At 41.5% G+C, this 25,286-nt stretch carries 28 protein-coding genes; 20 read left to right on the top strand and 8 right to left on the bottom strand.

Features of this window, described 5'->3' with window-relative positions:
• The first annotated feature begins 48 nt into the window (after nucleotides 1-48).
• From dapF to L3Q70_RS00520, 6 genes are all read left to right on the top strand, one after another.
• Entirely contained in the window at nucleotides 49-879 is an 831-nt protein-coding gene (dapF, locus tag L3Q70_RS00545) for a diaminopimelate epimerase (protein ID WP_130150323.1), read from the top strand.
• Nucleotides 876-1,487, top strand: a complete 612-nt coding sequence (locus tag L3Q70_RS00540) for a DUF484 family protein (protein ID WP_062569477.1) — start codon at nucleotides 876-878, stop codon at nucleotides 1,485-1,487. Before dapF ends, L3Q70_RS00540 begins: the two co-directional genes overlap by 4 nt.
• Nucleotides 1,484-2,437, top strand: coding sequence for a tyrosine recombinase XerC (locus L3Q70_RS00535; protein ID WP_237114677.1), 954 nt, complete (start codon nucleotides 1,484-1,486; stop codon nucleotides 2,435-2,437). The genes L3Q70_RS00540 and L3Q70_RS00535 overlap by 4 nt, the downstream gene beginning before the upstream one ends.
• Before the next feature lie 12 nt (nucleotides 2,438-2,449).
• Nucleotides 2,450-3,160, top strand: coding sequence for an HAD-IA family hydrolase (locus tag L3Q70_RS00530; protein WP_237114676.1), 711 nt, complete (start codon nucleotides 2,450-2,452; stop codon nucleotides 3,158-3,160).
• A 69-nt stretch (nucleotides 3,161-3,229) separates the two neighbouring features.
• Nucleotides 3,230-4,342 carry a retropepsin-like aspartic protease gene (locus tag L3Q70_RS00525; protein WP_193988116.1) on the top strand — a complete coding sequence of 371 codons (1,113 nt, stop codon included), beginning with the start codon at nucleotides 3,230-3,232 and terminating at the stop codon, nucleotides 4,340-4,342.
• 9 nt (nucleotides 4,343-4,351) lie between these two features.
• Nucleotides 4,352-4,720 (top strand): HopJ type III effector protein, encoded by a 369-nt coding sequence (locus tag L3Q70_RS00520; RefSeq protein WP_062569473.1) that lies wholly within the window; start codon nucleotides 4,352-4,354, stop codon nucleotides 4,718-4,720.
• On the opposite strand, the gene L3Q70_RS00515 is transcribed toward L3Q70_RS00520, so the two are convergent.
• Both L3Q70_RS00515 and L3Q70_RS00510 read right to left on the bottom strand, forming a co-directional pair.
• Nucleotides 4,697-5,122, bottom strand: coding sequence for a GNAT family N-acetyltransferase (locus L3Q70_RS00515; protein WP_062569472.1), 426 nt, complete (start codon nucleotides 5,120-5,122; stop codon nucleotides 4,697-4,699). The genes L3Q70_RS00520 and L3Q70_RS00515 overlap by 24 nt on opposite strands.
• 46 nt (nucleotides 5,123-5,168) lie before the next feature.
• On the bottom strand, nucleotides 5,169-5,474 hold the full coding sequence (locus L3Q70_RS00510; RefSeq protein WP_237114675.1) for a DUF6482 family protein: 306 nt from the start codon (nucleotides 5,472-5,474) through the stop codon (nucleotides 5,169-5,171).
• Between the two features lie 80 nt (nucleotides 5,475-5,554).
• Between L3Q70_RS00510 and L3Q70_RS00505 the strand changes: the two genes are divergently transcribed.
• From L3Q70_RS00505 to L3Q70_RS00495, 3 genes are all read left to right on the top strand, one after another.
• Complete coding sequence (locus L3Q70_RS00505; RefSeq protein ID WP_237115228.1) at nucleotides 5,555-6,241, top strand: pseudouridine synthase; 687 nt, start codon at nucleotides 5,555-5,557, stop codon at nucleotides 6,239-6,241.
• 68 nt (nucleotides 6,242-6,309) lie between these two features.
• The gene (locus L3Q70_RS00500; RefSeq protein WP_193988115.1) at nucleotides 6,310-6,684 is read left to right on the top strand and encodes a BlaI/MecI/CopY family transcriptional regulator; all 375 of its coding nucleotides are present in this window, start codon (nucleotides 6,310-6,312) and stop codon (nucleotides 6,682-6,684) included.
• 9 nt (nucleotides 6,685-6,693) lie between these two features.
• The gene (locus L3Q70_RS00495) at nucleotides 6,694-7,899 is read left to right on the top strand and encodes a M56 family metallopeptidase (protein WP_237114674.1); all 1,206 of its coding nucleotides are present in this window, start codon (nucleotides 6,694-6,696) and stop codon (nucleotides 7,897-7,899) included.
• 82 nt (nucleotides 7,900-7,981) lie between these two features.
• On the opposite strand, the gene L3Q70_RS00490 is transcribed toward L3Q70_RS00495, so the two are convergent.
• Nucleotides 7,982-8,365 carry an MAPEG family protein gene (locus tag L3Q70_RS00490; protein ID WP_062569468.1) on the bottom strand — a complete coding sequence of 128 codons (384 nt, stop codon included), beginning with the start codon at nucleotides 8,363-8,365 and terminating at the stop codon, nucleotides 7,982-7,984.
• A 236-nt stretch (nucleotides 8,366-8,601) separates the two neighbouring features.
• Here L3Q70_RS00490 and L3Q70_RS00485 point away from each other — a divergent pair, with 236 nt between their 5' ends.
• On the top strand, nucleotides 8,602-9,480 hold the full coding sequence (locus L3Q70_RS00485) for a DMT family transporter (protein WP_237114673.1): 879 nt from the start codon (nucleotides 8,602-8,604) through the stop codon (nucleotides 9,478-9,480).
• Between the two features lie 40 nt (nucleotides 9,481-9,520).
• Here the strand turns inward: L3Q70_RS00485 and L3Q70_RS00480 are convergent, their stop codons facing one another.
• Complete coding sequence (locus tag L3Q70_RS00480) at nucleotides 9,521-9,838, bottom strand: multidrug efflux SMR transporter (protein ID WP_062569467.1); 318 nt, start codon at nucleotides 9,836-9,838, stop codon at nucleotides 9,521-9,523.
• The gene (locus tag L3Q70_RS00475) at nucleotides 9,838-11,370 is read right to left on the bottom strand and encodes a carbon-nitrogen hydrolase family protein (protein ID WP_062569466.1); all 1,533 of its coding nucleotides are present in this window, start codon (nucleotides 11,368-11,370) and stop codon (nucleotides 9,838-9,840) included. Before L3Q70_RS00475 ends, L3Q70_RS00480 begins: the two co-directional genes overlap by 1 nt.
• Nucleotides 11,371-11,625: 255 nt before the next feature.
• On the opposite strand from L3Q70_RS00475, the gene L3Q70_RS00470 reads away from it, so the two are divergent.
• Nucleotides 11,626-12,726, top strand: a complete 1,101-nt coding sequence (locus L3Q70_RS00470; protein ID WP_228074382.1) for a GGDEF domain-containing protein — start codon at nucleotides 11,626-11,628, stop codon at nucleotides 12,724-12,726.
• On the opposite strand, the gene L3Q70_RS00465 is transcribed toward L3Q70_RS00470, so the two are convergent.
• Entirely contained in the window at nucleotides 12,719-15,001 is a 2,283-nt protein-coding gene (locus L3Q70_RS00465; RefSeq protein WP_237114672.1) for a penicillin acylase family protein, read from the bottom strand. The genes L3Q70_RS00470 and L3Q70_RS00465 overlap by 8 nt on opposite strands.
• 168 nt (nucleotides 15,002-15,169) lie before the next feature.
• On the opposite strand from L3Q70_RS00465, the gene L3Q70_RS00460 reads away from it, so the two are divergent.
• From L3Q70_RS00460 to folX, 6 genes are all read left to right on the top strand, one after another.
• Nucleotides 15,170-18,544 carry a response regulator gene (locus L3Q70_RS00460; RefSeq protein ID WP_237114671.1) on the top strand — a complete coding sequence of 1,125 codons (3,375 nt, stop codon included), beginning with the start codon at nucleotides 15,170-15,172 and terminating at the stop codon, nucleotides 18,542-18,544.
• A 4-nt stretch (nucleotides 18,545-18,548) separates the two neighbouring features.
• On the top strand, nucleotides 18,549-19,175 hold the full coding sequence (locus tag L3Q70_RS00455; protein ID WP_237114670.1) for a DUF480 domain-containing protein: 627 nt from the start codon (nucleotides 18,549-18,551) through the stop codon (nucleotides 19,173-19,175).
• 67 nt (nucleotides 19,176-19,242) lie between these two features.
• Nucleotides 19,243-20,079 carry an ammonia-dependent NAD(+) synthetase gene (nadE, locus tag L3Q70_RS00450; protein ID WP_062569462.1) on the top strand — a complete coding sequence of 279 codons (837 nt, stop codon included), beginning with the start codon at nucleotides 19,243-19,245 and terminating at the stop codon, nucleotides 20,077-20,079.
• Between the two features lie 261 nt (nucleotides 20,080-20,340).
• On the top strand, nucleotides 20,341-21,060 hold the full coding sequence (gene folM / locus L3Q70_RS00445) for a dihydromonapterin reductase (protein WP_062569461.1): 720 nt from the start codon (nucleotides 20,341-20,343) through the stop codon (nucleotides 21,058-21,060).
• Between the two features lie 18 nt (nucleotides 21,061-21,078).
• Complete coding sequence (gene folE, locus L3Q70_RS00440) at nucleotides 21,079-21,633, top strand: GTP cyclohydrolase I FolE (protein WP_062569460.1); 555 nt, start codon at nucleotides 21,079-21,081, stop codon at nucleotides 21,631-21,633.
• 2 nt (nucleotides 21,634-21,635) lie between these two features.
• Nucleotides 21,636-21,995 carry a dihydroneopterin triphosphate 2'-epimerase gene (gene folX, locus L3Q70_RS00435; protein WP_062569459.1) on the top strand — a complete coding sequence of 120 codons (360 nt, stop codon included), beginning with the start codon at nucleotides 21,636-21,638 and terminating at the stop codon, nucleotides 21,993-21,995.
• Here folX and L3Q70_RS00430 read toward each other — a convergent pair.
• The gene (locus tag L3Q70_RS00430; protein ID WP_062569458.1) at nucleotides 21,992-22,426 is read right to left on the bottom strand and encodes a YqaA family protein; all 435 of its coding nucleotides are present in this window, start codon (nucleotides 22,424-22,426) and stop codon (nucleotides 21,992-21,994) included. The genes folX and L3Q70_RS00430 overlap by 4 nt on opposite strands.
• 67 nt (nucleotides 22,427-22,493) lie before the next feature.
• Complete coding sequence (locus tag L3Q70_RS00425) at nucleotides 22,494-22,865, bottom strand: DUF4870 domain-containing protein (protein ID WP_062569457.1); 372 nt, start codon at nucleotides 22,863-22,865, stop codon at nucleotides 22,494-22,496.
• A 191-nt stretch (nucleotides 22,866-23,056) separates the two neighbouring features.
• On the opposite strand from L3Q70_RS00425, the gene L3Q70_RS00420 reads away from it, so the two are divergent.
• The 3 genes from L3Q70_RS00420 to L3Q70_RS00410 are packed head-to-tail and all read left to right on the top strand — an operon-like array spanning nucleotide 23,057 to nucleotide 25,281.
• Nucleotides 23,057-23,758, top strand: a complete 702-nt coding sequence (locus tag L3Q70_RS00420) for a spondin domain-containing protein (RefSeq protein WP_237114669.1) — start codon at nucleotides 23,057-23,059, stop codon at nucleotides 23,756-23,758.
• A gap of 10 nt (nucleotides 23,759-23,768) precedes the next feature.
• A complete protein-coding gene (locus L3Q70_RS00415; protein WP_062569455.1) occupies nucleotides 23,769-24,494 on the top strand; it encodes a spondin domain-containing protein in 726 nt (241 codons plus the stop codon).
• Nucleotides 24,495-24,552: 58 nt separating this feature from the next.
• On the top strand, nucleotides 24,553-25,281 hold the full coding sequence (locus L3Q70_RS00410) for a response regulator transcription factor (protein ID WP_062569454.1): 729 nt from the start codon (nucleotides 24,553-24,555) through the stop codon (nucleotides 25,279-25,281).
• Nucleotides 25,282-25,286 lie beyond the last annotated feature (5 nt).

Here is a 25,286-nt window from a genome sequence, read left to right as displayed (position 1 = left end):
CCTGCTCTGTGGCATGATTAGCTCAGAGCAAACCCGAATTAGAGCGTTATGTTAGTTAATTTCTCAAAAATGCACGGCCTAGGTAATGACTTTGTTGTTATTGATAACATTACTCAAAATGTTTTCTTATCACGAGATCAAATTAAAAAGCTGGCAGATCGCCACTTCGGCATAGGTTTTGATCAATTACTCATGGTCGAAGCCCCCTATTCTCCTGATCTCGACTTTCACTATCGTATTTTTAATGCTGATGGTAACGAAGTCGAACAATGTGGTAATGGTGCCCGCTGCTTTGCTCGATTTGTACGCATGAAAGGCTTAACAAACAAGCACAAGATCACCGTATCAACCAAATCGGGAAATTTAACTTTATATATTGAGAAAGACGGCCAAGTAACGGTCAATATGGGTCACCCGACTTTTGAACCAAGTAAAATTCCACTTAAAGCCAGTAAACGAGAGCTCACCTATATTCTTCGCACTGAAGAACACACCATCTTTAGCGGCGCAGTCTCAATGGGTAACCCACACTGCGTATTAGAAGTCGATGATATTCAAACAGCTGATGTTGACACTTTAGGGCCACTGCTTGAAAACCATGAACGTTTTCCACAACGAGCCAATGTGGGCTTTATGCAGGTAATTTCGCAAGATCATATTAAACTAAGGGTGTGGGAACGCGGTGTTAGTGAAACCCTTGCTTGTGGAACGGGCGCATGTGCAGCGGTTGTGATTGGTCAAGCCCAAAGCAAGCTAGCAAACACAGTACAGGTCGATTTACCAGGCGGTAGCCTGCAAATACGCTGGCAAGGGGAAGGCCACCCCGTAAGAATGACCGGTCCTGCGGAGCATGTTTTTGATGGGCAAGTAGCATTATGAGCAAACAAACAGAACAACAAATTGCAGAATACTTAAAGGCGCACCCTGATTTTCTAGTTAACAACCCTGATGTACTTGCAGGGCTTGAACTGCACCAACAAACAGAGGCAGCAACGTCGTTAGTGCATATTCAGCAACGCCAACTGCGAGAACACAACACCTTACTGAAAAACAAAATTGCGACGTTAATTGAGCAAGCAAAAGAAAATGAGCTAATTTATCGCTTATTTAGTGAATGCCATCGTCAGCTTTGGACCAATTACGACTTTACAACACTGGCAAGTAACCTACGCAATATAATTTGTACCAACCCCTCAATAAATGAGTGCCACCTTGTTAAGTATGATAAAAAGTTTGATGATTTAATCGCGCACCGCTTACAAGATACGGGCACTTATTTAGGCCGTGTAAATCAACAAGAGCGCGACTTACTGTTTTCTGATTCAACGCAATCTACCGCATTATATTTAATTGGTAATACTAAACATCCAGTGGCCATCTTGGCGTTTGGCAGCGATGATGTGAATCACTTCGAACCTGCTAAAGATAGCTTCTTCGTACTCGATTTTGTGCGCTCATTACAGCTACGCTTACTGGAACTTGCATGAGTGAGGAAATTGCGCCAAACACAGACGAGTTAAGTGATGCTTGGCGCACGCCTATCCAACTTTTTGCAGACTACTTGCGCTATGAAAAACAATATTCAGCGCACACGATAAGCCAATACACCAGCCAACTAAGCTTTGCTGCTTTGTACTTTAGTAAGCTTTGTGAAAGCTGGTTTAATGTACAAGGTGAGCATATTCGTCGTTACAGTATGCAATTGCGAAGTAAACAATTAAGCGGCCGCACGATTAGTTTAAAACTGAGCTGTATTCGTAGCTTATATAAATTTTTAAAAGCCAAAAACATTGCAAACCAAACACATTACCACAATCCTGCCGAAGCTATTAAAGGACCTAAATTTTCTAAGCCATTACCCAAAAATTTAGACGTTGATCAAATGGCAAAGCTATTAGAACTCCCCGATGATGACCCATTGGCTATTCGCGACAAAGCAATGATGGAATTAATGTACTCCTCCGGTCTGCGCATTAGTGAGTTAGTTGGCGCTAACATACAAGATATTAACCCTACAGAAGGCGAAATGTTAGTACGTGGTAAGGGTAACAAAGAGCGCTTACTCCCTGTTGGAAGTAAAGCCCTCAACGCTTTAAAAGCGTGGCTAAAAATTCGCCCACAATTTGCACACCCAGATGAAACCGCAGTCTTTGTAAGTAGCCAAAAAAAACGTATTTCAGTACGCCAAGTTCGCCTGCGTATGCAAGAATGGGGCATTAAACAAGGCATAAGCTCGCAAGTGCATCCACATAAGTTACGCCACTCATTTGCCTCGCATATTCTAGAATCATCCGGTGATTTACGTGCTGTGCAAGAGTTATTAGGCCATAGCAGTTTATCAGCAACACAAGTTTATACACACCTTGATTTTCAGCATTTAGCCAAAGTGTATGACAATACCCATCCACGCGCTAAAAAGCGCTCAACACCTGAGTAATCCGTTGTAATTATGATCCGATTTAATCGTGCCTTATCGCCAGTTTCTGTGTTAAGTTTTGATTTAGATGACACACTCTATAACAACCATCCAATCATCAAATCAGCTTTGCAAGCACAAGCTGATTATCTTGAAACGCTAGAACAATGGCCTGTCGATAGCATGAGCTACTGGTTAAAATGCCGCGATAATGCCTTAAAGCAAGATGCGACTTTAATCGATGACGTGACGCGCTGGCGACAAGCAGCATTATTATATGCCATGACAGACTTAGGGTTTGATAAAGAAACCGCTCAGCAGCATGCACATGGGGCCTATCAAGCTTTTGCCGATGCCCGCAGCCAAATAACCGTTGCGAATGATGTACTTGAGTTACTTGCTAGTCTAAATAAACAATACCGTTTAATTGCCATCACCAATGGTAATGTCGAGGTAGAAAAGTTTAACCTTAATGGCATGTTTGAGTTAGTTCTACAAGCAGGCCCGCACGGTAAAGCAAAACCACACAGCGCCTTATTTGATACTGCGGCTGCAAAGCTAAACATCCCTCACAGTGAAATTTTGCATATTGGTGATAGCTTAGACACGGATGTACAAGGGGCTAATAACGCAGGCTGTCAAAGTGTTTGGTTGAATAATCAAGAAACACAGTACAAATACAAGGGTCTAGCAGATATCGAAATAAGTAACATTCTAGCCCTTCGTCACTTAGTTAAAAGCTAACTATTTTTTAATGTGTTTTATGCTGATAAAGTAACCACATTAAGGGAAGTCTTTGTACAGGCAAAATAGATGGATACTCTACTCAAATTAATATTGGTGTGTTCTCTTTGTTTAAATACTTATTTTATATGGCGAATAAACTCTCAATACGCCTCTGAAGTAACGCCAGAGCAAGCCACTTCTATCTCGCTAGAAAAAACCACTGTTTTGCCCAGTGAGTTTGAACAAGCTATTGTATTTTTTGATAATCAACAATTTGATAAAGCAATTGAGTTTTATACACAACTTCTTGCAAGCGATCCTCACCAAGCCAAGCAATTAAAACAAGCTTGGCAACAAGAGGTTGAAGCTTGGCTCTCAGGTCACGATGAAGATGTAAGCGAGCTATTTCTAAGTGCATTTTTAAAGCGTCACCCCTATGATATTACAATGCTAAAACTTGATGCTAAACGACTTATCAATCAAGGTCATCTTCAGCAAGGGATCGTGAGCTTAATGGCATTAGCAAACCGACTGGATAGCAATCAACAAGGTTCTTTAGCTAAACAGATTGAAGAGTTAGTCACCTTGCAGATCACTGCCCTCACTCAAGCACAACAATGGCAACAACTACTAGAGCACAGCTTACAGTGGCTAGACTATGCACCACACAACCCACACTACTTATATACTTACGCAATGGCTTATTATCAGTTAGGTGACTATGTTGCAAGTCAAGTAGCCCTTGAGCAACTACCTGAAAATCACGCTTTTACAAGCCAAGCGAATGAGTTACATCATAAATTACAGCAAGCGTTAACTGGCGTGGATATTATTGAACTCATCCCCCATGGCGCGCACTACTTGGTTAATAGTGTTATTAATGACACTCTGCACGTTAAATTAATGATAGATACGGGGGCCAGCTTCACCGTGATAAACCACGCGCAACTAGATAACCTCGCAGAGCCAGCCATTTTTGTCGGTACGCTACAAGTGAATACTGCAAATGGCACCGTCAAAGCTAAACGTTATAGGGTACGCTCTTTTCAAATTGGTCAGCAGTATATAGATAATTTTGATGTATTAGTGATGGACAATCACTCAGGCGTGGGATTGCTAGGTATGAACTTTCTCGGAAATTATAAGTTTAATATCAATCAACAACAGGATGAGTTAGAGTTGATAAAAAATAACAATTAAGGATAAAGCATGACACTCAATGCATTTTTAGCAAAACTGGCAGATACACCGACATTGATTGAATTCACTGATACAATGGCCGTTATCGAGCAAAACTACCATTTCACTCCCAGTGGATTTAATAACCATGGGCTTATTAGCTCAGCAAATGAAAATAATGGCTCATGTAAGATCTTTGCCTTTGCCAAACTTAACCAATTGAGTAAGCAAAATACGTTAGATTGTTTTGGTGCTTTTTATCGTGATGATGTACTGAAACACCCTGATGCACATGATCACATGAATATTCGAACATTTATGCTCGCACCAGAGGCCACACCTTTCTTGGGCATAACTTTCACAGAAGAAAATGTTCTAACGGCCAAATTTGAGCGATAGGCTTTTTTCCATAAAGTAGCGGCAACCATCAAGTGGGTAATTTGCCATTTGGTACTTCACTTGGTAACCATTTTTTTCGTAAAAAGGCTTTGCTTGGAAGTCAAGTGTATCAAGTTGAGCCATCTTTGCGCCAAGCGCAGTCGCTTTGCTTTCAAGCTCATTCAACAGTCGCGAAGCAAGGCCCCTGCCTCTAACAGAGTCATCGCACCATAGCCAACTTATTAATAACCAATTGCCAAATACTTGGCCACTAATACCTGCAACCACTACCTGCTTTTTATCGACAAACTTAAAGCCTAACGGAATACGTTGTGCATTAAAATGCTGCTTATTATACGTAACAATATGCGTTCTTAGCTGGTCACTTAACTCTACTGAATCATCACTTTTTAATTGATACATAGCATACCCATAAAATGTTATGACTCAGTATACGCTTTAAAATCAATCAGTATAGATGATTCTTGCCATAAGGAACCTCAAGCATATTGCTGGCGAGCTTCTCTGGCTGCCCACACATTTCATCGTAAGCACTAGTATGACGTAGCACCATTTCACCGTAGCTTAGATGGTCGAGCCTCTTTTGAATATGTAATGGGCTGAGATCACGTATAAACTCACCTTGTTCATCAGTGACATAATATTCAACGTTATTGATCACCACAGACACTTGGTAGAGTGCCATTTCCAACGAGTGAAGGATAACCTTTTGCAGTGGTTGGTGCGCTGCAAGTTCAGATAACTTAATTGCCATGTCGAACCCCTTTTATATGTAGTACTTCTTATACGCGGGTTTGATATACTATGATCAAATTAACTGTACAAAAATCACTCATGCCAGAAAAAGTACGCCTTGCTAAATTTATTGCTCATGCGGGTATTTGCTCTCGAAAGCAAGCATCACGCTTGATAGATCAAGGTGAGGTAACAGTAAATGGCCGTGCTGCAAATCACATAGATCACGTCGATGAGCACGATAATGTGATGGTACTTGGCGAAAAAATTTCAGCAAAAGCGCCACTCACCTACTTTGCGTATCACAAACCCGTTGGTATAGATTGCAAATTAAATGCTGACGACCCAACAAGCCTTATTCATAGCCTGCCTAAAACCACTCGGGTTTACCCAATTGGCCGGCTCGACAAAGACTCCCGAGGTTTATTGATTTTGACCAATGACGGTGAGTTTTGTAATCGACTGATCCACCCTGATTACCACCAACCCAAACGCTATTTAGTCACGGTAGATAAGCCACTTGATAGCGACTTCTGTAAAAAAATGGCGGGCGGTGTGCCCGTAGATAAACAACTAACGCTCCCTTGTGAGGTGACTCAAGTCACCGAAAAGCAGTTTTGCATCGTCTTAAAACAAGGCTTAAACCGTCAAATACGAAAAATGGCACGTTTTTGTGGCTACAAAGTCATCGACTTGTACCGCACAGATATCGCAAAGCTGTCACTCACCACGCTGAATTTGCCCGAAGGACAGATAGTTAGTATCAAAAAAAGTGACATTATCTAACAAAAAAGTTTGCATTAATTGATTACGCGTGTAATCTTAAATTAAAGATTACATCTGTAGGCATAAAAATGATTGAACTTTCTAAAGCTGAATTCGAAGTATTAGATGCTGTGTGGATTAGCTACCCTGCCACGGCAAGTGAAGTAATTGCGCGTTTAAGTGACGATAAAGAGTGGCACGAAAAAACCATCAAAACGCTGCTAAGTCGTTTAGTTAAAAAAGGCGCGCTAAGCTTCGAAAAGCAAGGTCGCCAATATAACTACACTCCCTGCATTGCCCGTGAAGAATACACATTAAAAGAAAGCCAAAGCTTTATTGAACGCTTTTTTAACGGCCGCATTGCGCCATTAGTAAGTGGTTTTGCTAAATCAGAGCAACTCTCGCAACATGATATTGATGAGCTAAAAAAGGTCATTGATGATTGGGAAAAACAGCAAAAGTAAGGCGTTGTTATGTTAGATGCATTTTTTAATTGGCTGTTAGATCAACAGCTTTTGATCTCATCTGCAATTTTGTTTTTATTGCTGCTAGAGCGAAAACTACTAAGTCAGCTATCGGCACGCTTGGTTTATACACTGTGGGCACTATTACCTATTAGTTTATTGTTAGCGAACTTACCCGATCACTTAAAGCCAATTCAAAACGACTTTATCAGTAAGCTGACTATCACGCCAAATACAGAAGTAATGCCGCAATTTACGCTAACGTGGTTTGCTATTTATGGTTTTATTAGTGCTGCACTGCTGATCACTGCCGTGTATTTTCATTACCGCTTCTTAACAAAACTGCAATTAGCACCAATTGCGCTTGATCAGCACAGTAGCCAAAATATGCGCTTATACCAAAGCAAACAAGTGAGCTCACCGATGGTTGTAGGAGTTATAAACACCAAGCTAGTGCTGCCAACAAACTACCAAAGCCACTACGATAGCCATGCTTTAGCGCTTATTTTAGAGCATGAATCAGTGCACATTAAACGCAAAGACAACCTAGTTAATGCCCTCGCCTTAAGTGCCACTATTTTGCTGTGGTTTAACCCTGTCGCTTGGCTTGGCTATGCAAGCCTACGTCGTATTCAAGAGCTTTCATGTGATGAGCAAGTGCTCAAAAATAAATCGACAGAACAACGAATTTTATACAGTAAGGCATTAGTGCACTGTGCCAGCTTTAGCAGAGCAGGCTTAATGGCTTATTCACAATACGGAGATAAAAACACCATGTTACAACGTCTAAATCAAATAAAGCAGATCGACAACAGTTCATTTATCGCAAAAACAGCGTTAGTTATTTTTACAATGGGCATGCTTAGCAGCTTTGCAATTGCAAAGCAGCCGATGTCAGTTGAAAAAACAAAAGATTACCAAGCGGTTATGCGTGTGGAACCAATCTACCCAATACAAGCTGCAGAGCAAGGCATTAGCGGTTCAGTCGTTCTGAAATACGATATTTTACCAAGTGGCGCCACCAGCAATGTCATTGTGGTTAGTGCGGAGCCTGAAGCTGTTTTCAATCGAGAAGCAAAAAGAGCCTTAAAACAATGGCAATATGCGCCATCTGAATCGGGCTTTAAAAACGCCTTAGTGCAACTCGATTTTGCCTTAGACGAAAACTATCAAGCAAAAGATTTAATAGAGAAAATTAAAGTTAGTTCGAAATAAGCTGTATCAACTTAAGACCCTAAAGCAAGCGCCTTATTTAAGCCGCTTGCTTTGTGGTTTTTACTGTTTTAATCAGTATGAATTATAAACACAGTGCAATCATCGCCACACAGCTCACGTAGCCAATCAGCCAAACTAACGAGCGCAAAATATCTTGGTTTATATAGTAAAAAATACAATATAGGACACGAGTAATTATATGCACAACAGCTAACATTTCAGTGGCTTGATAGATATTGTTGGTCGCAATCACCACCGCTAAAGCAACAGCAAAAACAACTAATGACTCAAAACTATTTTGATGAGCAGCCAGCGCCCTCGCCCCAAAACCTGTCAACTTACTTTGTTGATCTCTCGGGTGTTTATTGTCATATCCTTGAAGCTTATTTTGCGCAAAAGCCACGGGAGCTTTTGCTAAATAAGGTAGAAGAACTGCGATGAGTGCGCAGATAATCAGTGTTGTCATGATATTTCCTTATTTTTTAACTGTATTAGCTTACCCTAACGCAAACAAAAAAAGCCGCTACTTATAACAGCAGCGGCCAGCAATAGCATCATTGTTACTATAGCCTAATGACGACATAAAAGCCCTGCGGCATATTGTCACAGCTGAGTTTTCCTCAAGTTGGTCGATCAGCTAATGCCCAAATACTTTGGTTTTGTTACTCTATACCCAAGCCCCCTCATTAATTTATTTTCAATATGACTTGGATTTTCTTAACCATTTTTGCGGCATTTATGCAGTCGTGGCGCAATGCGCTGCAAAGTAAACTCAGTGCAACAGTGAGTGTAGCAGGGGTGACGCTTGCTCGTTTTATTGTTGCCAGCCCAATTGCTGCCCTGTATTTATTTGCACTTTATCAATACCAAGACGCCGCACTACCAGACTTTAACCTGGCTTTTATTGGCTACATTATTGGTGCCAGTATCGTCCAAATTGTTGCCACAGGTTTGATGGTAAAACTATTTAAAATGAATAACTTTGCAGTCGGTGCTGGGCTTGCCAAAAGTGAAGCACTGATGGCGGCTATTTTAGGGGTTATGTTTTTTGGCTCCGCACTGTCATTGCTAGGTTGGGTTGGGGTATTTATTGGTGCAATCGCCGTATTGCTATTAAGTGGCATCGCGAATGTTAAACACTTTAATTTGGGCACTGCACTCCTTGGGCTTGCTTGCGGTACTTCATTTGCTCTTTCATCATCATGGATCCGTGAAGCAAGTTTAAATTCAGGACTGACTTTCCCGCACTCAGCCGCATGGGTACTGGTACTGATAATCAGCTTACAAACGCTAATGCTATGCGCTTATATTACACTCAAAGAGCCCGATACATTTAAGAAAATGTGGCACCATAAAGGCACTACTACCGCTGTCAGTGTTTGTAGCTGTTTAGGTTCAATCGGTTGGTTTAGCGCCATGAGCCTGCAGCATGTTGCTTATGTAAAAACACTCGGGCAAGTTGAAGTGTTCTTTACCATTTTGGTATCGATTCTTTGGTTAAAACAGCCGTTAAAACGCCAAGACACGGCGGGTCTAGTATTAATTGCCTTGGCTGCCATTTTGGTGATGCTACCCAATTAGGTGCATTTCTAGTCATTAAAAAAGCGGCTATGCCGCTTTTTTAATGACTAATTTTTAGTGTTATCACACCACTGATAATCAACAGTACTCCGGCAATACGGCCAAATGTGGCGGCATCACCGTAAAATAAAATACCCACCAAGAAGGTGCCTGCAGCGCCTATACCTGTCCATACTGCATAGGATGTCCCCATCGGAATATCTTTTTGTGCCAACCACAACATAAAGCCACTGGCGACCATAAAGACGACAGCAATAGCAATGCCTAACCAGCGACTCTCTGATTCTTGAGACATCTTAAGGCCAACAGGCCAGCCAATTTCTAACAGACCTGCGACAATTAAATACAACCACGCCATTATTGATCTCGCTTTTTCAAGATCACGTCATATAAATCTTCACGGCGGTCTTTTAAGTTTCTAACGGTACCTTCACTGTGCAGGATTTTCAGTTTATCCATATCTAAATCACTGAATAACAGCATTTCGGTATTCGGTGTTGCTTCGTTCAAGGTCGCATCATGGGGGAATGAGAAATCAGAAGGAGTAAGCACCGCCGATTGCGAGTACTGTACGTCTAAGCTCTCTACCTCAGGTAGATTACCAACAGAGCCTGCAATTACAACATAACATTCATTTTCGATTGCGCGTGCTTGTGCACAATGACGAACACGTAAGTAACTGTTTTTAGTATCTGTCCAGAAAGGTACAAATAAGATATCTAGCCCTTGCTTAGCGAGAATACGCGACAGCTCGGGAAACTCTACATCGTAACAAATTTGAATACCGACACGACCCGCATCCGTTTCAAATACGGCAATCTTGTCACCCCCTTGGATCACCCAGTCATTTTGCTCATGAGGCGTGATATGTATTTTGCGCTGCTCATCAATTTTACCGCTTCGATGACATAAGTAACTAACGTTATAAATCTTATCGCCTTCTGCCAGCGGCATTGAGCCGGTAATAATATTGGCATTGTATTCAACCGCCATGCGCGACATCGCATCACGGAACGTTTCAGTGTATTCTGCTAAATAACGAATTGCCTCAGTTTGATTGCATTGCTCGGTGAGCCCCATTAACGGCGCATTAAAAAATTCCGGAAATAAAATAAAGTCGCTTTTATAGTCAGACACCGTATCGACAAAATACTCAACTTGCTTAAGTAACTCCTCAACTGAGTCGACGCAGCGCATTTGCCACTGCACAGCACCTACGCGCACTATAGATTTGGTTGATTCAAGCACAGTATCAGTGGGCTCAAACATGATGTTATTCCACTCTAACAACGTGGCATAACCCACTGACTCTTGGTCTTCTGGTAGATATTTTTTAAGTAAGCGTTTTACTTGGAAATCGTTAGAAAGTTGAAAACTTAAAATCGGATCGTAAAGCTCTTTATGATCCACTTTTTCGATGTACTCCATAGGTGACATTTCAGAGCTATGATTGTAATAACGTGGAATGCGCCCACCCGCCAAAATCGCACGTAAGTTATACTGACGGCATAATTCTTTTCGCGCATCGTATAAACGCCTGCCTAAGCGCATACCGCGGTGGGTTGACGAGATAACAACATCTAGACCATATAAAGCATCGCCTTCTGAGTCGCTAAAAACACGGTCGTGGCCATCAACAATATCTTCGTAAGTATGCGGGTTAGAAAAACGAGCGTAATCTACTTGTACACTCAAAGCGATACCCACAAGCACACCGTCATCAACAATGCCAATTTGACCTTCAGGGAATTGGTCAATTAAACGAAAAATGGTGTGGCTTGGCCACGCTCCACCTAAGCCTGGGTAAGCTTGATCCATCAGAACTTTGATTTGTGGATACTGCTCTTTGGTTAAATTACAAATCTCTAGATGCGTTTTTTCAGCCGACATACATACTCCTTTAGGGCATAACAGGAAACACAAAGCAAACTATACGGTAGCACGTTTAAAATAGCTCTTTTAGAGTGGCATCAATTACACACTATGCCAAGTATCAGCATAATAAACAGCGTATGAATATGCGTTTAATTAAATCGACCCACAATAAACTTATTAATGAGTGAAGGTGATATTGGTGATTTATTCATCAGCTAGGCTATTTTCATCTATACTTTGCGTTTAAGCGCCTGCTTGTATGAGGTTCATTTGATAAAACATTTACTAAAACAATCAAAGCAGTCAGGTTTAGAAGAAATAGAACAAGTAAAGTTTTTAATCATTTCTAAAATCGCATATTTCGCACTGATAGTGCATGCGTTGCTCATTCCACTTTTTGCCCATGTGGGCGCTATTACTTTAGCTTTAGTCAATATTCTTAGTGTCGTTGCGTGGGGCAGCGGTATCTTTCTAATAAAACAAGGGTTGACCTCTTTAGCATTGAGAGTATTTTGTTTAGAAGTACTTATTCATGCTGTTGTGGTATGCGCCACACTAGGGCTCGATTTAGGGTTTCAATTTTATTTGTGGACTATCTCCTGTATTTTGATGATTGACTACCAATTATCACTAAAACGCGCTGCACTATACAGCTTATTGATGATCACTACCTTTGCTCTTCTATACATCTTTTTCAACGATGTACCTTATCAATATACCTACCCACAGCTTATTCCTTATGTACATTTAACAAATATTATTATTGCTGGTTTGCCTATGGTTTACGCTATTGGGCTGATCAGAGAGATTACGCTTTCACAGCGTGTTGAATTAACCGAAATGGCATCACGAGACCCACTCACCAAACTTTATAATCGTCGCTTTGCTAAAAAATTAATTTTAGCAACTTACAAAAAAAGCATCGAAACAGATCAAAGCCTGTGCCTTGTTATGGCTGATATCGATCACTTTAAACAAATTAACGATACCTATGGCCATGACAAAGGCGATGCGATTTTAGTCAATATTGCACAAGCAATAGGTGAATTCTTAAATGAAACAGATATAGCTGTACGCTGGGGTGGTGAGGAGTTTTTGCTCTTACTCGATAATACCGATGAGTATCACGGGTTACAAAAAATAGAAGCCTTGCGTGAACATATTGCGACATTAGACGCTCACCAAGAGCTACCAAACTTATCGGTGACAATGAGTTTTGGCTTAATTGAATGGCAACCGCTTGCATCTTTAGAGCGCATGTTGCAGCAAGCTGATGCAGCACTCTATGACAGTAAAGATGCAGGAAGAAATACTACCACGGTTGTAAAAGCATTCTGTTTACAACTGGATGATACTGATGCGGTCAATTAACCGCATCTATCGTAATACTATGCATAATGCTCTGTGGCATAAGAGGGGTGAGACCTTCGTTAACATAGTCATCAAATCCCGCACGATAGAACTCAGACAGCGGATGCCCAGATTGACCACCAGGAATTGCCATTATAGCTTTATCTAAGTGTCCTGGCTGTACAATAAATCGTTGTGAGGCACCAAAACTACGCCCTTGTACTGCTGGCATGAAGGTATCACCAAACCCTGGAGCCGCTGGCATGTTGAGCAACTTTTTGAGTATGGGAATTTGTTTTGCAAATGGATGCTCAATAACGAGCTTATTCACGCTTCCCCACTGCCAATTTTGCATGTTCTGTCCATATTGAGTGGTCAGCTTATCAAGGGCGCGATCAAATGCTGCTCGCATTTGCTCAGACCAATCAGCATAATCAGGGTTTAGCCAACCTTTCGGTTGAGTATTTATTAGCTGCCAAACTGCAGGCTCAAGATCTCGCTTCACGTGCTTTAAGCTGCCATCATACGTTTGCAGTTCATTTTCCAGTGGGCTGAACAGGCCATTAATCACTTCATCACGGTAGTACTTCACTAACGTATAACCAATCGAATCTGCACATGCACATGCTTGCCAATTGTTTAACTCTGTTAGGGAAGCTTTATACTCATTGGGTCTACTTTCAAGTTGCTTTACAAGTAGGTTATGCCATTTTGTTAAAAAGCGAGCTTCATTATCATGCTGCAACTGATAAAAATCGCTCTCTGTGAATTGCTGCTTTTCAAATAAACGGTCGCGGATCTGAGCCGAACGTGCGCCCATTGCATAAGCACCATTACCAAAGCGTTTATTATCTTCAGCCGAAACAACACGTGAGTTCCCCGTCCAAAGTCGACCACTTGCAGGGTTCTTAACATAGGGTCGCTCAGTTTCATTTTCGTGCCACCCTACTGGGTAATTTTGCTCTGAGACAGCAAGTTCGTTAGGAACCTTGCGTGCAGGAATCGCCCCCATGTTCTTCCAAGCTGCACTCCCACTATCATCTACAACCATTAGATTTTGTACAGGAATACCAACATCCGCTGCAAGCGCTAACGCATCATCAACGTTATTTGCTTGCTCAAGCTTTATTAGGTCCATATTAACCGCATAATCATGATGTGCCACCCAACTTAGCGCATAAGGCTTACCGTTTATATTTTTTACCGGACCATACTCACTCATGGTCAGCGTATAGTTTTCACTACTGCCATCATTAAGTAAAATCGCTTCATCTATCTGCCATGTTTTGTCGCGCCCGTCGAGTGCAATCCAATCTGCTGTATCCAAGTAGCCATTGGTAAAACCCCAAGCGACTTTATTGTTCGTGCCAACCACAATTGCAGGGGCACCAGGTAGCGAAACGCCTGTTATTTGTTGCATCTGGCCATTTAAAGGGTAATTTAACTGCGCTCTATACCAAATAATCGGCACCGCAAACGACAAATGCATATCATCAGATAACATCCCAGCACCTGTTTGCGTTAAATCCCCCGTAACAGCCCAATTATTACTGCCTAACTCCTTAGTATCTTCAATATGCGTGATCATACTCAAAGGTGCTGATAAGGAAGGAATCGAGTGATTGTAAGGAGCTAGCTGACTGTTATCGAGAGCTGCTTGATACAGGCTAGGTTGCGTAATAAAAGCAACCATCTCTTTACCAAATAGTTGCTCTATTTGAATTAAGGTTTTATCTCGTTCAAAAGTCGCAGTTTGCAAATCCAAATACATACTAAAAATAGTAAGTAGGCTGTCTTCACTTTGCCATGGTTTCGCCGTAGCAGCTGTTAGTAAATATTCAAAACTATCAAAGCCCGTTTGTGCGTGTCCCTCATTCACACCTTTTGCATATGTCGCCAATAGTGCTCGATCTGACGAAGGTAATTGCTCGAGTAAAATTTGGCTTCGTTTTCTCAACTGATGAAAGCGCATTGTTTTATCAAGTTCCAGCGCGGCTTTGCCAAATAATTCACTTAACTCTCCGGCTGCATTTCGACGCAATAAATCCATTTGAAAAAAGCGATCTTGTCCATGAGCAAAGCCAAGCGCATATGCCGCATCTAAACGACTTTGTGCATGAATCACAGCTTGACCTAGCACATCTCGTTCGATTTTAACGGATTGTTCAATTGCTGTACTTGTTCCCTTGCCATCCAGAGCGGGCAAGCTTAAGTTCAACGCGCCATAAATAAGCCCCGTAGCCAATAACGCAACGACGAGTAGACTCATCAACAACCATTTAATTATTTTAAACATATTAAATACGCTTCCGAAGGAGTTATAAGCCTATAGTAACCAGTGTTTTATGAAAAAATAGTGTTTCGATACAAATAATTAAATTTAGTTTTAAGATTGTGTGCTTCATTTTTATTTACGACAGAAATTGTCTATAGTAGGTAGATAGTATAAAAACCGATACCTCTCATGCCACTCGCTACTGAAAATGATAATAAAAAGCTAAAAAAACTAAAGCTCACCTTCTGGCTTTCTTTAGGTTTAATTATCCTAATCGGTCTAGTCATTGACCATATCAACTATACGCGAGAGAAAGACGCCTACCGCTCACAAGAGCTTGCGAAAATAAGTACTTACCGCGCTGAGTTGGAATCAATATTGGTGTCAAACATTCAACTCGTACGAGGTCTTGCGGTTGCAGTGGCTGCAGAGCCTAATCTTAACCAAGCCCGCTTCTCACAAATCGCAACACCACTATTTGAAACCTCCTCTGAGCTCAGAAACATCGGCGGTGCACCCGATATGGTTATAAAAATGACTTACCCGATGGAGGGAAACGAAAAGGCAATTGGGTTAAATTTTTTAAAAAATAAAGCTCAACGCTCAGATGCCATAAAAGCACGGGACGAAAATAAAATTATTATGGCAGGTCCTCTTGAACTGGTACAAGGCGGCCAAGCGCTCATTGCTCGAGTGCCCGTATTTACCCAGCCAAACAATCAATTTTGGGGTCTACTGTCTGTCGTTTTAGATATAAATAAAGTGTATCAAAACGCAGGGCTCACTTCGCTTAGTAATGAATATGAACTCGCGCTACAAGGACGAAATGGTAAAGGGCTTGATGGCGAGTTTTTTTATGGTAATGAACAGATTCTAGAGACTAATCCACTCAGCTTTAGCATTTCATTCTCAGGCGGTCAGTGGCAAATGTACGCCACACCTAAACAAGGCTGGCAGCCTGCTAATTCTTCTATTTGGCCATTACGGCTGGCGATTATTCTAATTTGTGCTTTATTTGCAGGTGCATCTGTTTTTTTACTGAAAATGCTTGAGCGCCAATATAGAAACGAGCGCATGCTCGAGACCATGAGCGGTTTAGCAAAAATAGGGGCTTGGTCCTTTAATCTCGAAACTAAAACAGTATATTGGTCAGAAATGACCAAATTGATTTTTAAACTACCATTTTCAAGCCAGCCCGAATGGCCCAGTAATTTTGATTACTTCAAACCAGGCTACAGCAGAGACAAAATTCGCCACCTAACAGAAAAAGCGATTAAAAATGGCGAGAGCTTTGAAACACAAGTACAAATAATGACGTACGAAGGCAATCCTGTTTGGGTTCTTGTCAATGGCGAAGCTGAACATCACAACCAACGATGCGTGAAACTGTTTGGCTCTTTGCAAGATATAGATGCCCGTAAACGTGTTGAACTTGAGAACAGCAAAATAGCCCTCCACAATGAAATTTTAGCATCTTTAACTGTTAATGATGCGGTTTTAACAGGTAACCTCAACCTATCAAAACATATTATTGTGCAAGCAATTTGCCATGCCCTTGGCGTTGACCGTGCAGGAATCTGGCTCTTCAGTGATGATAGACAATCACTCAATAGGTTTGCGATACACGACCAAAGCAACCCCCAATTCAGCGAATCTATCGCTCTACAGCAAATCGACTTCCCTAATTATTTTGACGCCATAAATAACCATGCTGTGATAAGCGTAAGTGATGCACAATGTGATTCCCTAACAAAAGACTTATCTGTTGATTACCTAGAACACTTTGATATTCGTTCGATGCTAACTGTTATTATTCCCACAGGTAGCAAAACGATGGGGGTAGTTTGCGCAGAAATGTGTCACCACCGGCGTAAGTGGAGCAAAAATGAGGAAAGCTTTTTAATTGCAGTGGCGGCACTCATTGGCAGTTTACACGCCAGTCAACGACGAATTGAAACCGAACAGCAGCTTGTCCAAGCAAAAGAAGCGGCAGAGCAAGCGGTAAAAGCCAAAAGCGAATTTTTAGCCAGTATGAGTCATGAAATCCGAACCCCAATGAATGGCGTGATTGGCATGCTTAATATAATTAAACAAAGCAAGCTTGATATTCAACAAAGTCATCACATTGCACTTGCTCAGTCATCAGCTGAATCTTTGCTGCATATCATTAATGATATTTTAGATTTCTCAAAAATCGAAGCCGGCAAACTAGACATAGAGAATGTATCGTTCAATGTATCGAAACTACTGGGAGATACCATTGAATCCTTTGCAATCAAAGCTGAACAAAACAACACCAAGCTGATTCTTGATGCCACTAATATCAAACATGAATTTATCATTAGTGATCCAAATCGAATTCGTCAAATTATCAATAACCTACTAGGAAATGCCGTCAAGTTTACTAACAACGGTGAAATAATCGTCATAGCTAGCTACGAAGTAGCAAACAACGACACCTTCTTGTGTTGTTCCATAGTTGATTCGGGAGTTGGCATCAAAGCAGATAAACAAGCCACATTGTTCGACTCTTTTACTCAAGCTGATGCATCAACAACTCGTCAGTATGGCGGTACGGGACTTGGGCTTGCAATTGTGAAGCAGCTCTGTCAACTAATGGAGGGAGATGTTGGGGTAGTAAGTGCGCTAGGTGAAGGCAGCACCTTTAATTTTACTGTGAAAGTAAAACTAGACTATGCACAACAACAACCCGAGCCGAGTCATATTATCGACAAGAAATTGATACTCATTGCAGATAACTGCAAGCTAAGCAGTGGTATTGCTAAAAAACAATTACAGCTATGGGGTGCTAAAGTAGAAGTAATTAATAATATTGACGGCTTACTTGCCCGTGCACAACAACCAACTGGCTGTCATTTTGATGCTATTTTTATCGACTACGATCTATTCACTAAAGCGTCTAAAGCTCAACAAAAAGCGTTTCAAACCCACTTTAATGCAAGCCGTGGTAAGCGTATTCTAATGGCACCGATGAGTTTAACTGAAAAGCAAACAAGACACGTGTTAAAAGTGGAGAGTATTATTTTTAAACCCCTCACTCCTTCGGACTTATTTAACTCGCTTGCTAATGAAAAATACATTGAGCAGCAGCAAACCAACAAAGAGCCGATAAACGCAAAAATAGCAGAGGTTAACTCTGACACTGAGTCACAAGTACTTTTAGTCGAGGATAATAAAGTAAACCAAATAGTGGCAAGTGCATTGTTGAGACAAGCTGGAGTGAGCTTTGATATCGCAGAAAATGGCCTTGAAGCGATCTCATATTTGCTCAACAGAGAAGAGGCTCCTTACGAGCTTGTTCTAATGGACTGCCAGATGCCTGAAATGGATGGTTATCAAGCAACACGCTCAATTAGAGCGTCAGAAGCGGGAGATGCACATCAAGACGTTAATATCGTGGCCTTAACCGCGAATGCAATGCAAGGCGATAAAGAACGCTGCCTCAGTGCTGGCATGAATGACTATTTAACCAAACCACTTAACTTTGATGCTTTAAATAAAAAATTACAAATGTGGCTAAGCCCTCATAAACACAGAGAGTAAAACAATGCACTTAACACCAAACCAACAACGCGTTATAGGTTGCTTACTTGAAAAGCAAATCACAACACCTGAGCACTACCCTCTCTCTTTAAACGCATTAACCAACGCCTGCAATCAAAAATCAAACCGTGAACCGGTTCTATCACTGAGCGAGTCGGATGTACAAAATATCATAGATGAACTGACCCATTTACGTTTAGTCACTGTTGATGAAGGTCTTTCGGGTCGAGTAAACAAATACGCGCATCGCTTTTGCAATACTCAGTTTGGCAGCTTACAGTTTACTGAGCAACAGCGTGCGATTATTTGCTTATTATTGCTAAGAGGGCCGCAGACCCCTGGCGAGTTACGCACCCGGAGTAATCGCCTCGCCGAGTTCTCTAATGTGAATGACGTTGAAATCGCCCTTAATGCCCTTATCGAGCAAGAACATGTTATCCGTTTAGCCCGTGAACCAGGTAAACGAGAAAGCCGTTATATGCACTTATTTGCTGACTCAGATAGCTTAGCAAAAGATATAGCTGATCATGAGCCTGAACAGGCCAGCAACAGCGAAGTTCAACAATTACGTGCCGAAATCGAAGAACTTAAGCAACAAATTAACGCGATAAAAGCGCATTTAGGTCTTTAATAAAAGCGTTGCTCGTAACATAATGTATAAGACGCTGAACAACCACAACGAAAATAGGAGCTCAACCATGCGTGCCGATATTCTGGCAGAAATGAAAGTCCAACCCACGATTGATGTGAAGGCGGAAATTACGCGCCGCGTCAACTTTCTAAAAAGCCGACTTTTAGCTGCGCATTCCCGTTCGCTTGTCTTAGGTATTAGTGGTGGTGTTGACTCATCAACATGTGGTCGTTTATGCCAATTAGCCATTGATGAATTAAACCAAGAACACAACACCAACGAATACCAATTCATTGCGGTGCGCCTACCTTACGGTGTGCAAGCAGATGAAGACGAAGCACAAATGGCCGTTGATTTTATTAAACCCAGTAAGCGCATGACCGTAAACATTAAAGCGGCGGTTGATGGGATGCACGAACAAGCAATGGCAGCTGTGGTCGGTGGCGGCGTTGAGCTTCCTGAGCAAGCAAAAATTGACTTTATTAAAGGTAATGTGAAAGCGCGTCAGCGAATGGTGGCACAATATGAAATTGCCGGTTTTAGCCAAGGTTTAGTTGTAGGCACCGATCACAGTGCTGAAAACATTACGGGGTTTTACACTAAATTTGGTGATGGCGCGTGTGATTTAGCGCCTTTATTTGGTCTTTCGAAACGTCAAGTAAGAGCGCTTGCTGAGCAGCTAGGAGCCCCGTCGTTGCTGGTTCATAAAGCACCAACAGCTGATTTAGAGTGTGATCGCCCAGGTTTAACAGATGAAGAGGCACTTGGCCTAACCTACGAACAAATTGATGACTTTTTAGAAGGCAAAGATGTGACAAGCGAAGTAGAAGATAAATTAATCGCTATTTACTTACGTACTCAACATAAGCGCCAAGCAATTCCTACTATTTATGACGAGCTTTAAGCGGCAAAATACCCAAGGGCAATTTAAAGCAATAAGCAAATTAGTTGCCCTCTCTTCCACGCTACACTGATATCGCCCCCTTAGCAATATCCTCATTTCTCAATATGATAAATGATCGGTGTTAAAACTTTACCCGTAAAAAGTTTTGCAACATGATTGCAGTAAAGATGAAATAGTTCTGTAATTTGGTTTATAGTGGTTACAGTTCACACTGAATAGAAAGCCCAACACATCAGACATCTAAGGATTTATACATAGTTTATGTCATCGCCTATTTTAATTACTGGCGCAGGCCAACGTATTGGACTCGCCTTGGCCGAGCACTTTTTAGCGCAAGGACAAGCAATCATAGTCACATACCGCACTCGCCACGATGCTATTGATATCCTCGCAGGTAAAGGAGCAACGTGTATTCATGCTGACTTTGACAGTGATGCAGCAATTACACATTTTATTGAACAACTAAAAAGCCATACTAATCAGCTAAAAGCAATTATTCATAACGCGTCGAGTTGGGATTGTGAAGCCAATAACCAAGATTATGCGACACTGTTCGATAATATGATGCGCATACATGCTAAAACCCCTTACTTAATCAATCTAGCTGCGGCTGATCTACTGCTTCATTATCAACAGAATACAGGTCAAGCTGCCGATATCATCCACATGACAGATTACGTGGTGGAAAAAGGCAGCCCTAAACACCTAGCCTATGCAGCAAGTAAAGCAGCACTCGATAACTTAACTAAATCATTTTCAGCGAAATTTTCACCAGCAATTAAAGTGAACGCAATTGCCCCATCACTCATTATTTTTAATGATCATGACAGTGAAGAATACCGAGCCAAAACCATCAAAAAGTCTTTAATGGAAATTGAACCTGGCTGCACAGAAATTATTAATAGCGTCGAGCTACTACTTAACAGCCGCTACATCACAGGGCGTTCATTACCTGTCGATGGCGGCAGACATTTAAAATAACGTATTACTGAGAAATCTATGCACGATGATTTAAAAAAGAGCTATCAAGACATAATTAGCGCAGTAGGTGAAGATCCTCAACGAGAGGGCTTACTTGATACGCCGAAACGCGCAGCAAAAGCGATGGAATACCTTACTAAAGGTTATCGCCAAACACTTGATGAAATTACCAATAACGCCGTCTTTACCTCTGATGCTGACGACATGGTATTAATTCAGGATATTGAGCTTTACTCAATGTGTGAACACCACTTACTGCCCTTTGTTGGCCGTTGTCACATTGCTTACATTCCTGATGGTAAAGTACTCGGTCTGTCTAAATTTGCTCGTATTGTCGATATGTTTGCACGACGCTTCCAAATTCAAGAACAGCTTACTCATCAAATTGCCAAGGCGGTTGAAGAGGTCACAGGTGCAAAAGGTGTTGGTGTTATTGTTGAAGCAAAACATATGTGTATGATGATGCGCGGCGTTGAAAAGCAAAACTCAAGCATGCGTACCTCTGTTATGCTTGGCAGCTTCAGAGCCGATCCAAAAACCCGTAATGAGTTTTTGCAGTTAGTTAGAGGGTAATCATGGCCAATGCAATTATCAATGTAACAAACCTCAGGCTAAGAACCTTTATTGGTTTTAACCCTGAAGAGCGTGAAAAAAAGCAAGATGTCGTGATTAACCTTGAAATTCACTACCCTGCTGAGCAAGCGTGTGAAACTGATGCTGTTGATAAAGCACTTAACTACAAGACCATTACTAAAGAAGTCATCGCGTTAGTCGAGGAAGGTCACTTCTTATTGCTAGAAAAGCTCGTTGCCGAGATTTTAGCTATTTGCCACCAGCATAAAAGTGTTCATTACGCCAAAGTTCGTGTTGATAAGCCACATGCGCTGCGTTTTGCAGACTCAGTATCGCTGACTCTCGATTGGCAAAAAAACTAAAAAAACTTTTCAAGCCCAACAGCAAAGGCAAGCACAGCTAAATAGCGTGCACCTTTGCCAAGGGCGACAAGTACGAGAAAAGTTAAAAACTTAACGCGAAAAATTCCACCGACCACAGTGAGCGGATCGCCCACCACAGGTAACCAAGCAAACAATAAACTGTAAATACCGTATTTATTGAATTGTTTTTCAGCTTTTTTAATGGACTTTTCAGAGACCGGAAACCATTTACGATCTTTAAAACGCATGACCTGTGTGCCAAGCCAATAGTTAACACAACTACCTAGCACATTACCGAGTGTCGCACTAAGCCATAACAACCAAAGTGAATAGCCCCCTTTGGCAATCATTGCCGTCATTACCAACTCTGATGAACTAGGTAACAAAGTTGCTGAAATAAATGCAGTAAAAAAAAGCGAAAGATAGGCCATACATACCCAAAAAAAGAAAAGCTCAGCAACACTGCTGAGCTTTTCTAGTATATCTAATTTCTCAGTTTTATTTTATAAATTCGATGCTCAGCGGGTAATCCACTTCCTTACCATCGTTGGCTTTGATTGCCGATACAACAACCATAATAAAAGCAAAAATGGCGATGACAGGTAATAAAATGACGCCGATAACAACAAACATCAACAAGAAACTAATGATATATGCAATCATCATCGTTAACTGAAAATTTAATGACTTACGGCCATGCTCAGCCACTAACGGCATTTCATCCTTTTTGGCAAGCCAGACAATGAGTGGCCCAATGACAGATCCGAAAGGGATTAACAATCCAGCAAATGAGCTTAAATGACATAGCATTGCCCACGTTCGATGGTCCTTATTATCCGTTATAACTTCAACCTTTTGATTATCGTCCATTATGACTCCTTGTTATTTTTTATCACCTTCACTATAGCGTTATATTTGCCTAGTTAATATACCTATGAGTCGATTTAACACGCTGTTTTCACCCCACTTCGTTACTGTGATAAAAAAGTGATAACTTCGTGAGGCTTTTATGATATTGCTATTTGATACTGTTTTTGAACAGTCAAAAACAGGAACAAATAATGAAAACTTTATCTTTAACTTTGCTAGCTGCAACAGCAATTTCTAGCTTCACGAGCCAAGCAGCTGAGCTGGATATCAAACTAACAAACCTCACTCAAGGTGTTCATTTTACACCTATTCTGATTACAGCCCACAGCGGTGATACATCACTTTTTGAAGTCGCAACGCCAGCATCTACAGCGCTACAAACAATGGCTGAAGGTGGCAACATTGCACCTCTTGTTGATGAAGCAACAGCCGCTAATAGCGATCTGGTTGCCAACCCAGCAGAAGGGTTACTTGCTCCGGCCGCATCGACAATGGCAAGCCTAACAACAACAGAAGGTAACGACTACTTATCTCTAACAGCCATGTTGTTGCCAACAAATGATGGGTTTGTCGGCTTGAATAGCTGGAAAATACCTACCGAAGCAGGTACTTACACTATTTACCTAAATGGCTATGATGCAGGCACTGAAGCAAATGATGAACGCGTTGTTGAAGGCTCAGGGGCTTTGGGCGTTCCCGGTATTCCTGCCGCACCAGGCGGAAATGCAGGCACAGGCGGTAGTGGTGTCACAAGCAGTGAAAGCAACACAATGGTACATATTCATCCTGGTAACTTAGGTGATGATGATCTTGAAGCAGGTATTAGTGACCTTGATAACACAGTACACAGATGGTTAAACCCAGTTGCTAAATTGACAGTAACGGTTAAGTAGGAGAGCTATTATGCTTCGTTTAACAAAAAGCTTGATCATCATTGCGCTCGGCGCCAGCCTTGCGGCCTGTGGTGACTCAAATAATAATCGCTCAGAGACTCCACCTGAAGTCGTGTCACCTCCCGTTGTTAGCCCAGTCGTTACATACGAATTTACAATACAAGTAAGTAACTTAACTGCTGCACAACCATTATCGCCAATTGCTGTGATTTCTCATACCGAAAACATGCTTTGGGAAATTGGTAGCCCTGCATCGACAGCGCTTGAGGTAATGGCCGAAGGAGGAAACAACAGCGACCTATTAGCGGTTGATTTTGCAACCGCAGTTGCATCTGCCGATGCGCCTCTACCGCCAGGTAGTCAGGTAACATTATCACTCACAACAGAGCAACTAGATTCATTAAAAATAAGCTTAGCAACCATGCTGGTGAATACAAATGATGCATTTACCGGTCTTAATGCAATAGATGTGTCTTCGTTAGCTGTCGATGAAGCGCTGACTTTTACTACATTTGCTTATGATGCTGGAACAGAGGCTAATTCAGAAGCCGCAGGGACAATTCCTGGACCAGCTGATTCAGGCGAAGGGTTTAATGAAGAGCGTAATGATGTTAACTATGTGGCTATGCACCCAGGTGTCGTTAGTCAACATGATGGTCTAAGTAGCTCTGTACTTAGTAGTCAACATAAGTTTGATAACCCATTGACTCAAGTTGTCATTACGCGGACGCAATAACATAGCACTCACTTGCGCTAAGGGCATAAGGAAGTGCCTTAGCGATTTGGACAAGACTATGCGCCCAGAAAAACTTTTAATTGTTGAAGATGACCGTGCTATACGTCAACTTGTAATAACTCAACTTAGCAACCTAAATTTACATATTGATGAAGCCGATTCTGCTGAATCAGCATTAAAAAAACTAGCAAGCAATGATTATGGGCTTGTTATATTAGATATAAATTTACCGCAAATGGATGGTTTAAGTTTATGCCGCAAAATTAAAGAACACTACCCCACAGTGTCGGTTATTTTACTTACCGCTTTGAGCAGTGACATGGATAGAGTTATTGGTTTAGAAATGGGTGCAGATGACTATATTTGTAAACCGTTTTTTGCAAGAGAATTACAAGCGAGAGTAAAAACTCAATTACGTCACCGAGAACAATTACTTATTGCTCAATCCTCTATAAAAAAGAAACCCGATGAAGCACAACTTCAGCTCGGAGCCTTACACATAGAGTTTTCGAGTCATCAAGCTTACTTAGCAAATCAAGCCGTCAACTTAACCGCGACAGAGTTTGATTTACTGGTACACTTTGCAAAGCATCCTAACCATGTTTTCAGCCGCCAGCAGCTACTTGATCAAGTTTGGGGGTACCAACACAGTGGTTACGAGCATACCGTTAATTCCCATATCAATCGCCTTCGCAATAAGTTTGAACAGTACCATCGTGCTCTATTTATAGAAACAGTATGGGGTGTCGGTTATAGATTAAATCCAGGGCAGTTAAATATACAATGATGTTT

It is taken from the genome of Pseudoalteromonas sp. CF6-2 (assembly GCF_021729425.1).
Taxonomy (GTDB): Bacteria; Pseudomonadota; Gammaproteobacteria; order Enterobacterales; family Alteromonadaceae; genus Pseudoalteromonas; species Pseudoalteromonas arabiensis.
The sequence above is the reverse complement of the archived record's forward strand: the minus strand, read 5'-3'. Positions and strand labels throughout refer to the sequence as shown.